Annotated in this window: 10 protein-coding genes; 1 reads left to right on the top strand and 9 read right to left on the bottom strand. The window is 47.3% G+C overall.

The annotated features are described in order from the left end of the window. Positions 1 to 222 precede the first annotated feature (222 nt). The 3 genes from MKX36_RS05710 to thpR all read right to left on the bottom strand — a co-directional run bounded on the left by MKX36_RS05710 (position 223) and on the right by thpR (position 2,566). A complete protein-coding gene (locus tag MKX36_RS05710) occupies positions 223 to 906 on the bottom strand; it encodes a metal-dependent hydrolase (RefSeq protein ID WP_017426450.1) in 684 nt (227 codons plus the stop codon). 169 nt (positions 907 to 1,075) lie between these two features. Continuing rightward, a complete protein-coding gene (locus MKX36_RS05705) occupies positions 1,076 to 1,888 on the bottom strand; it encodes a cell wall hydrolase (protein WP_016821264.1) in 813 nt (270 codons plus the stop codon). Positions 1,889 to 1,999: 111 nt separating this feature from the next. Beyond that, entirely contained in the window at positions 2,000 to 2,566 is a 567-nt protein-coding gene (gene thpR, locus MKX36_RS05700) for an RNA 2',3'-cyclic phosphodiesterase (protein WP_290402871.1), read from the bottom strand. A gap of 226 nt (positions 2,567 to 2,792) precedes the next feature. Between thpR and MKX36_RS05695 the strand changes: the two genes are divergently transcribed. After that, positions 2,793 to 3,749, top strand: a complete 957-nt coding sequence (locus tag MKX36_RS05695) for a D-2-hydroxyacid dehydrogenase (RefSeq protein ID WP_340864391.1) — start codon at positions 2,793 to 2,795, stop codon at positions 3,747 to 3,749. A 4-nt stretch (positions 3,750 to 3,753) separates the two neighbouring features. On the opposite strand, the gene MKX36_RS05690 is transcribed toward MKX36_RS05695, so the two are convergent. The 6 genes from MKX36_RS05690 to MKX36_RS05665 form a co-directional block, all read right to left on the bottom strand. Further along, on the bottom strand, positions 3,754 to 4,740 hold the full coding sequence (locus MKX36_RS05690; protein ID WP_340864390.1) for a methyltransferase domain-containing protein: 987 nt from the start codon (positions 4,738 to 4,740) through the stop codon (positions 3,754 to 3,756). A 21-nt stretch (positions 4,741 to 4,761) separates the two neighbouring features. Then, a complete protein-coding gene (locus MKX36_RS05685) occupies positions 4,762 to 5,706 on the bottom strand; it encodes an MsnO8 family LLM class oxidoreductase (RefSeq protein ID WP_340864389.1) in 945 nt (314 codons plus the stop codon). Between the two features lie 71 nt (positions 5,707 to 5,777). Further along, positions 5,778 to 7,193 carry a deoxyguanosinetriphosphate triphosphohydrolase family protein gene (locus tag MKX36_RS05680; protein ID WP_113050674.1) on the bottom strand — a complete coding sequence of 472 codons (1,416 nt, stop codon included), beginning with the start codon at positions 7,191 to 7,193 and terminating at the stop codon, positions 5,778 to 5,780. 280 nt (positions 7,194 to 7,473) lie between these two features. Then, positions 7,474 to 8,385, bottom strand: coding sequence for a nickel transporter permease (nikC, locus tag MKX36_RS05675; RefSeq protein WP_340864388.1), 912 nt, complete (start codon positions 8,383 to 8,385; stop codon positions 7,474 to 7,476). A 36-nt stretch (positions 8,386 to 8,421) separates the two neighbouring features. Further along, a complete protein-coding gene (locus tag MKX36_RS05670; protein ID WP_340864387.1) occupies positions 8,422 to 9,426 on the bottom strand; it encodes an ABC transporter permease in 1,005 nt (334 codons plus the stop codon). A gap of 29 nt (positions 9,427 to 9,455) precedes the next feature. Beyond that, the gene (locus MKX36_RS05665) at positions 9,456 to 11,111 is read right to left on the bottom strand and encodes an ABC transporter substrate-binding protein (protein ID WP_025364248.1); all 1,656 of its coding nucleotides are present in this window, start codon (positions 11,109 to 11,111) and stop codon (positions 9,456 to 9,458) included. Positions 11,112 to 11,489 lie beyond the last annotated feature (378 nt).

Genomic DNA, 11,489 nt, shown 5'->3' with positions numbered 1-11,489 from the left:
TCATTGACCTATTGTGTTAGCAATTCAAAGTTTTTATGGTTGTGATAATAAATCTTTTACATTACAGCTTCAACGTACCAATGCAAAAATATATCATTTTTATGTATAAATATTCATTAAAAAAGTCAGCCTTTTCTGTTCCCAAGGAACAGAAAAGGCTGACAAAGGAGTTTAATATACATACGGACCATCATGTACATTCCCGCAAATCGATAAACCGTATTAAAATTCGAGACTTTCGCCTGGCTTCAATGCTTTCCCTTCAATACCTTCTTTATGAAGACGGTCACAGAAGCCGTCTCCATCCTGCTCTATGCCGGGAAAAGTATTGTAATGCACCGGTATCACGCGGCTTGCCCGTAGCCATTTCGCTGCCAGCAAAGCATCCTCCGGTCCCATTGTATAACCATCTCCGATCGGCAATACTGCGGCATCAATGGAGTTGGTTTCTCCAATGAGACGCATGTCGCCAAACAAGCCGGTATCCCCTGCATGGAAAAATGTTTTGCCTCCCATCGTCAATAAAATCCCCGCAGGCTCTCCCATGTAGATGGTTTGTCCGTTCACTGTCAAAGAGGAACTGTGGAACGCCAGCGTAAATTTCACATGAAAACCGTCAAATTGGTGACCACCACCCAGATTCATACCGTGAGCTTTGGTTCCCAAGGATGCACAATATTCAGCCAGTTCCGCCACCGCAATTACAGGGCAATCATTGCGCTTGGCAATTTCAACTGCATCACCAAAATGATCGGCGTGACCGTGTGTCAACAGTACTGCATCCACCTGAATATCTTCGGCCTGTACGGTTGCTTTAGGATTCCCCGTCAAAAAAGGATCGATAATAATCCGTTTCCCCTCTGCCTCCACCAACACAACTGAATGTCCATAATATGTGATTTTCATAACATTTACGCCTCCTTTGTCACTTTCATTATTTAGGTTACTTTCCTTTACCTATTATACCTCTTTTGCATACCGGCTTCACCTGCGCACACAAAATACGCTCACAAAGCTGAACCCTGTTGTTTAGAAAGGGCTGTTATTTGTCGCTCATGGGATTTATACCAAATGCTCATTTATAAAAGGTATGATGACCGATTGTTTTAACCTTGGTACGCGAATGATGAACCGTAAGGTCCTGGGCCAACGTAAGCGAAAGGAAAAAACAGGTGTTATCAGGCACGGCTTTATGGCCATTCAAAGCGGCCGTAACTGCACGTATGCAGTCCTGGTTAGGCTGAACACGACGAAGACGCCCGTTCGCAACCGGACTAAATTGCGCTTTTTGATAAATCACTGCCTGAATCGTATCGGGAAATGAGGCTGACCGCAGCCGGTTTAAGACAACGTTGGCAACTGCCACTTTGCCTTCGTACGGTTCGCCTTCTGCTTCTGCCATCACTATTTTTTGCAGCAGGAGCAGTTCTTTAGCGGAGACAGGATAGCTCCAGGTAGACAACGCCTTGTCATCCTGAGTGAGCATTTTTGTCTTCGTAAAGTAGATGGTTGTAGGAGGGGTTAGGATTGCGGACTTGCTATGCTGGACCTCAGGCTTTTTCTTGCCTGTAACAGCGTTATTCCGAGCTTGTTCCACCTGCTTCATCTGGGAAGCGGGTAACGGAGTCGGCATGATTTCTTTCCAGCTTGGCTGCCCATGAGCAGCGACAAAGATGGGGCTTGTCCTGTTTGACCCGTTATGGGTCCCCATCCTGTCGCCATATGTAGGAACCGAAGTGTTCCCTGACCAGCTCAGAGATTGCATAGGTGCATTTTTATGATTATTCTGTGTTTGCTGAACCTCAGCGTAGAGGCCTATCCCCAATATACAAACAAGCAGCACACTCAAAAGAGGTGCAAACCAACGATGTTCTTTAACGATTTCCATAATGTTCCTCCCGTTAACTTTAAGCACATTCCTCAGATATGTAACCCAAAATGCGCTTTTTGAATAACGCTGAAACACTATATCACTAAATTCGCTGATAGATCAAGGGTTTCACCTCATTAATGGGAATGTTTGAATTATTTGGTACATCGGTTTTTGTCCCATTCGGGTTGCATATAATACAAATTCCCCCACTTCCCAAGGCTCGCCGCTTCGGTCATCTGACTGCCACACAGACGCTGAAACAGGCTCCCCTCCTGTATATGAACGTGCTACAGTGATATGAGGTCGATAAGGTCGTTCCTCGGGTTTAAAACCCAGCGGTTCGGTAGCTCGAAGTATGGACTGGTACAGCTGATCCAGTGACTCTCGCTGCCCGGTCACTCCCCTCCATAGTACACGCGGAAAATCTTCGCGTCCAAAAAAGCCTGCTTGACCCATGCCAAGCGTGAACGGGCGATGCTCAGCTGCAGCATGAACTAGAGCCTGCTCAAGTTTTGGAATAACCGAATTCGCCACATCACCCAGAAACTGAAGTGTCACGTGGTAATCTCTGAAGTCACTCCATTTGCGGAAAGACAAATTACTCAAATCCTGCTCTACCCAATGACGTAACTTCTTCTTGTGCTGGTCCGGGAGAGCTATCGCTGTAAAGAGCCTTTGCGATTCATTTTTCATCTACCTCTTCTCCTTTCTTATAAATATCCCTTACATATCCCAAAAAGTAGCTGTTTGGTTGGTCCCCAATCAGGGTAAAGCCACTTGTTGTTATATATGATGACACCGCGGGCTTGTTTCTACCCTTCTTATGCAAATTTTCCGACAATCTGTTATCCTTGAAGGGATGGTTCGCCAGAATATATTGGAAACTCCAAGGAATCAAACATCGAGGAGGCTATGAATCATGGGAAGCATTTTAAGTTTACATCAACTGACGGATGATCAAAAAAAACAGGTTCGTGCAGCGGCTCCAGGCTACGAGTTGATTATTGGCAAAGCCCAGGAATTGGAGACTGAACAGATCCGTGAGGCCGAGGTTATTCTAGGCTGGTCCAAGCATATTGCCGAGGAAGCATTACATCCAGACAGCAAGCTAAAGTGGATACAAACCTGGTCGGCTGGGATTGATAAGCTCCCGCTTACCGAACTGGAAAAGCGCAACATTGCACTCACGAATACGAGTGGTGTACATGCGATTCCAATTACAGAGCAGATCTTTGGAATGCTGCTATCGCATACCCGTTATTTACAGCAAGCGGCTCTCTTGCAGCGTCAGAAAACATGGCAGCCACCGGAAGGTCAACTGACGGAATTACGTGGCAAAACGCTGTTGATTACAGGCGTTGGCGAAATTGGCCGTGAAACCGCTCGGATTGCAGAAGCCTTTGGCATGCGAGTGATCGGGGTTCGCCGTTCCGGCAAGGAAGCTCCCCATGTAGAACACATGTACACAAACGAACAACTACATGAAGCATTGGGCGTTGCGGATATTGTGGTTAATATTTTGCCATTCACTGAAGAGACCCATCACTTCTTTGACGAAAACGCATTTGCAGCGATGCGTAAAGGCGCCTTCTTCATAAATGTCGGTCGCGGCAAGACTGTTCATACAGATGCGCTGGTACGCTCGCTGGAACAAAAACATATTGCTTTTGCCGGACTGGATGTATTCGAGGAAGAACCGCTACCTGCGTCACATCCACTATGGAACCTAGAGCATGTCCTGATTACGCCGCATATTGCAGGGGATACAGACCGATATGCTGAACGAGCGGTAGATATTTTTGTTACTAATTTGAAAGCCTATGCTACTGATCAGGAGCTGCCGTTGAATTTGGTTAACTACAAAACTCAGTATTAACAAGCTACTTGCAGATCCAGATTTCCCGACTCATACCTGTCTTATAGAACCGGCATTGCTCCGTAACGGTCCAGCCTGACTCGGATAGCAATGTTGCCATCGGCTCCGTGCTCACGATCACAGCCCGCGCGGCCAGGCGCCTCAGACTACGCAGCATCTTTTTTTGTTCGTCAGCAGGGAGCACGGAGCACAGGTTATAAGGCATATCCAATATAGCTGCATCGTAATTACATGTGAGCATGTTCATATCCCCTAGTTTCACCAGATCTTCTTCATATCCAAAATGGCGTAAATTCACTCGTGCCCCACGCACCGCCAACGGATTGATATCACAGCCGCGGATATCCTTGCCCATACTCAATGCCTCAATCATTACATTGCCCATACCACAACACGGGTCCAGCAGTTTCAAGGAGTCTGACTTTCCCTTAGATTCAGTTAGATCCGTTGCTGCCAAATTCACAAGTGCTCTAGCTACCAGAACGGGTAGTCCAGTAGAATAGTTTTGCGGCTTCTGACGACGTTCCTGCCACGACCTGTCGCTATACTCGCATATGCCCATTAGCCATCGTTCTCCTAATCGTATGACTCCTAGGGTGACATCCGGTATCTTCATTTGCGCCTGCCCGTGAATACGTGCGCCAATCCGACGTTCTATCCCGCGCCGCTCGTCATAATCAGCCTCATTGTCCCCTTCTTTAAGGCACAGCACCTTAAAGGTCTTTCCTTCCTCAAGCTGTAACATGGAAGCTGCTTCGCATAGCTCCTCCAGCGTGTCCGCCTCGATGATGATATCCAGACGAATATGGATAAACGGACTGGTCCCCGGCTCCAGCCGAAGATGGGACGACAGCATGGAACTATGCACAGGCTGTTGACCGAACAAGCACTTTAGTTCCAAAAGACACAATTCACGCTCGGTCTCATGACACGCATAGGTATATATGTAGCGAGGTTTCATTTTATCTGTATCGATTTTGTATTTATTCATGTCAGTTCTCTTTTCATCTTTTCATTTGGAATCAAGACTACAATTCACAGCCTCCGCTATTAGTCGGTAGGAATGAAGCCGCTGCTCATAATCGGGAATGGGCGTGACCAACAGAAACTCATCATTGTCATATTTGACCTGCAAGTTACGCAACCGTTCGGCAATAACCGATGGTGTTCCCACCAGCCAACTGGCTCGGATCGCTGGATCACCCAATGAAATCTGTGCAGCCCATTGCTGCGCCAACTCATCTGTCGACGCACATACTGCTCCTACAGCAACCATAGTACGGGGCTTGTCCATCCGTGTGGACGGCTGAAAGCTGGAGCGGTAAATGCTTAGCATTTCTTCCGTTTGCTGTTCACTCATAAATTGGCCGAATACATAGCCCGTTGAATACTGCGCAGCATATTCCGCACTTTTTCGGTTGGTACCCAGCATCCACAGCGCTGGCGGCTGTTCTGGCATTGGACGGGCAAACACGGGGATCTGTTCATATTCATATGTGCCTTCCAACAAAGCCAATAGAGCTTCCATCTTCTGTGGCAGCTCAGTCACATGTTGAAGAAAATTGCCGCTTAGTGCCATCGAAGCATGAGGCCCCCCGCCAGGGGCCCTCCCCAGACCCAATTCGACTCTGCCTGGATATAGAGCAGCCAGCAGATGAAACCATTCGGCGACCTTGACTGGACTATAATGCGGGAGCAATATAGCCCCCGCCCCCAGTTGGATGGTCGTCGTCACCGCCCCGATATGAGACAACAGCACTTCCGGACTGGAGGAAGCCAGCCCCTCCATATCGTGATGCTCGGAGGTCCAGTAGCGTGTATATCCCCATGCTTCCGCCTGTTTCGCCAGCTTTGCCGCCCATTGAACTGCTTGCTCCGGACGATTGCCGGGCAGCAGCGGTACCATATCAAGCACACCGAGATTCAACGAGTAAGTAGCTAAAGACTGAGGTTGCATATACGCCTTCTCCTCTCCCTTCTATCCGTTCTAAGCAAGTTTCTTCTACTATATAGGGTTAAATAAAAACGTTAGTCCAGGTCATAAATGGAACCTACCTTCAGGCCATATAACTCATTATAAATTTTTTCAGCAAAAGCATCAGTCATGCCTGCAATATAGTCAATGACCATATGCTCCCATGTCCAGATTGGTTTGGCCTTGGCCTGGTCTCGCTCGTAGCGCTGGAGCCAATCGGTCGGAATAATGGACTTGGATGTTTCGGGGTCCAGAAAAGCCAACCATAACCGTCTAAGCATCCATTCACTGCGTTTTTGCAGACGCTGTACGCGCAGATCGCGGATCATGGTGACCCAAGCAAAGCTTTTTAATACACTCACCGTGCGCAGCATATCCAAATCCTCGCTTCCATCCCGTACGAAGGTTACCTTTTTCCAGTTTCCATCATCAATTACACCTAAGCTGCTGACAAACAGGCTGACCCAGTATGCTTTGACCTCCCGGCGGGTGCGAGAATAATCGTGTTCACATATCGGCATCTTCCCATTCCACACCTTCAAAAATTCGCTTAGTACCGCTGCGACCTTCTGCTCAATCTCAGCCAGTTGCCAGCCTTGCCAGAAGCTATCCTCCAACGTAGTGATTTTTTCCGTGATCAGACGAATTAAATATGGGTCATATAAGAAATGCTCGTGCACCTCAATTTTCCCTGCCTTAATCCCATCCTCCAAATCATGCGCGGAATAAGCAATATCGTCGCACAGATCCATGAGCTGGGCCTCCAGCGTTTTTTTACCGTCAGGGATGCCCCAATCCTCGCGGATAGAACGTATATATTCCCACTCATGCAGGTACAACCCTTTTTTGTTCAGAATCCCTGGATACGGGTATTTGTTGATTCCGAGCAATACAGCGTCCGACAAATTCAAACCGTCCACATTCTCACGCTTCTCCAAAAACATAATCAGCCGAAAATTGTGCGCATTCCCTTCAAAATGCTCATAAATTTGTCGCTCGCGTGCATAGGCCTCCTGTCCACGCTTGGACTCAGGCGTAAAGCCACCAGCAGCGGATATCTTTTCTACCTTCGTCTCAATCAGTTGATCCAAAATCCCGTCCAGCACCTCTTCTCCCTTGTGTCCGAACGGTGGATGCCCAAAGTCATGTGCGATCGACGCACACTCCACCACCTCAGGGTCAATGATCAGTCCCGCGTTATCCGCCTGTTCCAACTCTACTTCTGGATGACGTCGCAGCAAGCTTCGTGCTGCCTCACGCGCAATTTGCGCTACCTCCAAAGAATGCGTTAGCCGTGTGCGATAATAATCTCCTGTGCCTGCGCCAAATACTTGTGATTTACCCTGCAACCGGCGGAAGGTCGGTGAATGGATCAATCGGGAATAATCCCGTTCATATGCTGCCCGTGAAGCGTCGCTTCGTGTCTGCTCCGCAAATTGTCGATGCTCTCTTTTATTTTGCCATGTCATAAAGCCCACTCCCTACGTACTCAATTGGAGTGATTATACATTTTTTTCACGCCTCAGGAAAGTTCACATGACTTACGGAGAAGATTGCAAACCATAGCGGGATGAATCGAAGTACACTAAACGTAAACAAAGTCATATAAAAAGGTGTTCCCCAGCTACCAGATTCAGGGAACACCTCTTTTCTCCTATTTAAATAGAAGTATATAAGTAAAACTAAAAAATGTGCATGGAAAACGGTGTAGACGGAATGATGCTGTTTATATACCTCGCTATTTTTACCCTAACGCTTCGCTCTTGGGTCCAAAACATCCCGCAGGCCATCACCCATCAGATTAAAGCCCAATACGGTCAGCATGATAGATATCCCCGGAAAAATAACTGTCCACGGCGCATTTTGGATATATTGCCGCGAATCGGACAACATTTTGCCCCACTCGGGCTCAGGAGGTTGTGCACCCAAGCCCAGAAATCCGAGCGCTGCTGCTTCAATAATGGCCGTTCCGATCCCCAATGTTCCTTGTACGATGATCGGCGTCAGGCTATTAGGCAAAATATAACGGAGTATGATTCGCCGATTATTAGCTCCAAGCGCTCTGGCAGACGTAATATACTCCTCCGTTTTGACACTCAGCACCTTGGAGCGAACCAATCGTCCATACGTTGGCACATTGACAATTGCAATGGCGTATAACGCATTTTCCAACGAAGGCCCCAGAATGGCCACAATAGCAATTGCCAGCAAAATCCCCGGAAATGCCAGTAAAATGTCGAATAGGCGTGAGATGATCATATCAGCCCATTTTCCATAAAATCCAGCAATTAATCCTAAGGCAGTTCCTACAATCATGGAACCAATAACGGACAAGAAACCGACCCATAACGAGATTCTGGCGCCATACAGCGTACGAGTCAGCAAATCTCGGCCAAGATCATCGGTACCGAACCAATGCTCTGCGGAAGGAGGCTGCAAGCGGCTCACCAAATTTTGCTCTTTATAGTCAAAAGGAGCAATCCAGGGCGCGATCAAAGCAATGATGACAAAGAAGATAATAATACTGAGACCGACGAACGCCATTTTATTGTGACAGAAAGCTCTCCACGCATCTCTCCAAGGGCCTGATACCACCGGCAAATGCGCCAGTGTGCTGCGTGTCGTCGGTATGTTATTGGTTTCCATTGAAAATTGTGACATCGGACACCCCCCCCTCTGACCAACTGATGACTTGATTTACTGATAACGAATACGCCGGTCGAGAACAGCGTACAGCAAATCGACAATCAGATTAATGATGACGAACAGGAACGCAATGATTAGAATTCCGCTTTGGATAACCGGATAGTCACGCGAGCTGATCGCTTCAAAAATGTACCGTCCGATGCCGGGCCAGGCAAATATGGTCTCTGTCAGTACGGCGCCTCCCAGTAACGATCCGGTCTGAAGACCGATGACAGTAAGCACAGGGATCGCAGCATTTTTAAGCGCATGTTTGTACACGACTTGAAAAGATGCCAGCCCCTTCGCCCGAGCCGTGCGGATATAGTCCGCATCCATCACCTCCAGCATGCTGGAACGGGTAATACGCGCTATGACCGCCATTGGAATCGTTCCCAGTGCGATACTGGGCAGGATCAAATGCTTGATGACGGTCCATACCTGATCCATACGTCCACCTATGAACGCATCAATCACGGCTAAATGTGTCACAGCTTCCACCGGATCACGGGAATTCATACGTCCGATGGAAGGAAGCCAATGCAGCTTATTAGCAAAGATCCATTGCTCCATCAAGCCCAGCCAAAAAATCGGCATCGATACTCCGACCAGGGCAATGACCATGCTGACATAGTCAAACCAGGAATTTCGCTTCCAGGCACTTACGATGCCTGCATTCATACCCACGACAACGGCAAACAACATGCTTGCTACCGTCAACTCCAGCGTAGCCGCCAGATAAGGGACCATTTCCCGGGCAATCGGCTGCCGGGTGCGAATGGAATCGCCCAAGTCCCCTCGTGCCAGCTCACTTAGATAGGTCCCATATTGCTGTAACCACGGCTTGTCCAGCCCTAGTTGCTCACGCAGCGCCTGTTTGGACTGTTCCGTGGCCTTGTCCCCCAGTATCGTTTCTGCCGGATCACCAGGAATAGCATGAATAATCGAAAACACGATAAGCGTCATCCCCAGCAATACGGGAATCAATATGGCCAGCCTTTTTACAATATATGAGTTCATATGCTATTCACCGCCTGCTTGCGTTTAGGCTATTCAAAATAAATATTACCGTACGCTTCAATACCTGCCGGACAAGGTACAAAACCCTTAAGATTGGCTTTGCCTGCCATCAACGGCGTGCTGTGAACCAAGGGAATCCAAGGCGCATCCTGTTTAATAATGACTTGTGCTTGTTTATACAATTCCGCACGCTTATCTTGATCAACCTCAACCTGCGCCTTTACCAGTATTTTGTGAAGTTCCTCATTCACATAAAAACTGCGGTTATTGCCTGGGATCGTGTCCTTGTCGAGCAATGTGTAAAGGAAATTATCCGGGTCGCCATTATCCCCATTCCATCCCAACATGTATAGATCATCCTTCTCTCCAGCTTTAAGATCATCCAGATACGTAGCCCATTCTGGAGATTGAATGTTGACTTTGACTCCTATTTTTTCAAAATCAGCTTGAATGGCCTCTGCTACCTTTTTGCCGTCAGGCATGTATGGGCGAGATACAGGCATTGCATAGAAGGTTAGCGGCTCTGGAAGTCCGTTAGGAAAACCCGCTTCCGCTAGCAAAGATTTAGCCTTGTTTAGATCATAAGTGTAGTCCTGAATGCTTTCGTCATATCCCCATAACGTGGGCGGCATCGGATTGACCGCAGGCTTGGCCTCGCCCGCAAACAATGCATCAATAATGGCCTGTTTGTTCACTGCGTGATTCAGTGCTTGCCGTACCTTGGGATTACTAAATGTCTTTTTCTTTAAATTAAATCCAATGTATGCCACATTAAAGGAGGGACGTTCGATTTTTACCAACTCGCTGTTACCTTCTAACTGCTTCGCATCATCCGGATTCAAATCTTCCATCAGGTCAATTTCCCCGTTTTGCAGAGCATTAAATCGAGCAGTGTTGTCTGGGATCGAACGAACGATGACCTTAGCCAGCTTTGGCTGTCCTTCTTTCCAATAAGTAGGATTCTTCTCCAAGGTGATCGTATCGTTACGTTTCCATTCCTTAAATACAAACGGCCCTGTGCCGACCGGATTATTTTTAAAATCAGCCTTTTTCTCCTTAATAGCCTTGGGACTTGCAATACTAAAGGATGGCATAGCGATATTTTGTAAAAAAGGAGCCTGCGGCTTGTTCAGTGTAAACTGGACGGTATTCGCATCCACCGCTTTAACCTCCTTAATCACTCTGCTTCCATCTGGCCCAAACATAGAATCATAATAATCAAACGAGTCACCCTCAAATTTGTATGGACTTTTCGGATCAACCCAGCGGTCAAAGTTAAATACAACTGCTTCTGCGTTAAAGTCACTTCCGTCATGGAATTTTACGCCCTGACGCAGCTTGAACGTATAGACAAGTCCGTCCGGTGATACTTCCCAGCTCTCTGCGAGCCCCGGCTGAATCTCCGTGGTACTTTCCTTGTATTCCAATAGTGTATCGAACACCTGCATTCCAATTTTTAACGACTCGCTTTCAGTTACAATGGCAGGATCTAGCGCCACGGAATCCCCGCCACGCCCATAAATCAAGGTGTCCTGAGCGCCTTTTCCCGCTCCACCTGGCGATTTTCCTGCCTCTGGTTTTGCACCTTCACCTGATCCCCCACAACCGGAAAGCACCAAAACAGTTCCTAGCGCAAGTACCAGCAGTACGGTCCAGATTTTGTGTTTTACGTACTTTTTGCTCATGCAGCGAACCCCTTTCACACCTTATATATTGTTAATTCGTTGATACCGGATGAATACCAATTCCTTTGGATTGGCATGACAAGCTTGTCCTCAAGCTGTAGTCCCAAGTTCCGAGTTCATCAAATAGGTGTGTAGTAGGGAAGGTATGGAGGTTCTGGACAGGCTTTTTTTGAAGAATACAGACAGGCACAGAAAGCATTCATAATCTAGTGGTGTAAGAGATGCAGTAGGATAATGGAATAGATGTAATGTCATAAAAGGGAAGAGGATTGTGTTAGGTCATGGAGAATGTGTGATAAATACTCACAGATAGTAAATATTAGTTTCATACAAAGTTGATTATTGGATACTTTACTATAAATTTTGGAAGCAGACAAG

Source organism: Paenibacillus sp. FSL W8-0439 (genome assembly GCF_038008995.1).
GTDB classification, from domain to species: domain Bacteria; phylum Bacillota; class Bacilli; order Paenibacillales; family Paenibacillaceae; genus Paenibacillus; species Paenibacillus polymyxa.
The sequence above is the reverse complement of the archived record's forward strand: the minus strand, read 5'-3'. Positions and strand labels throughout refer to the sequence as shown.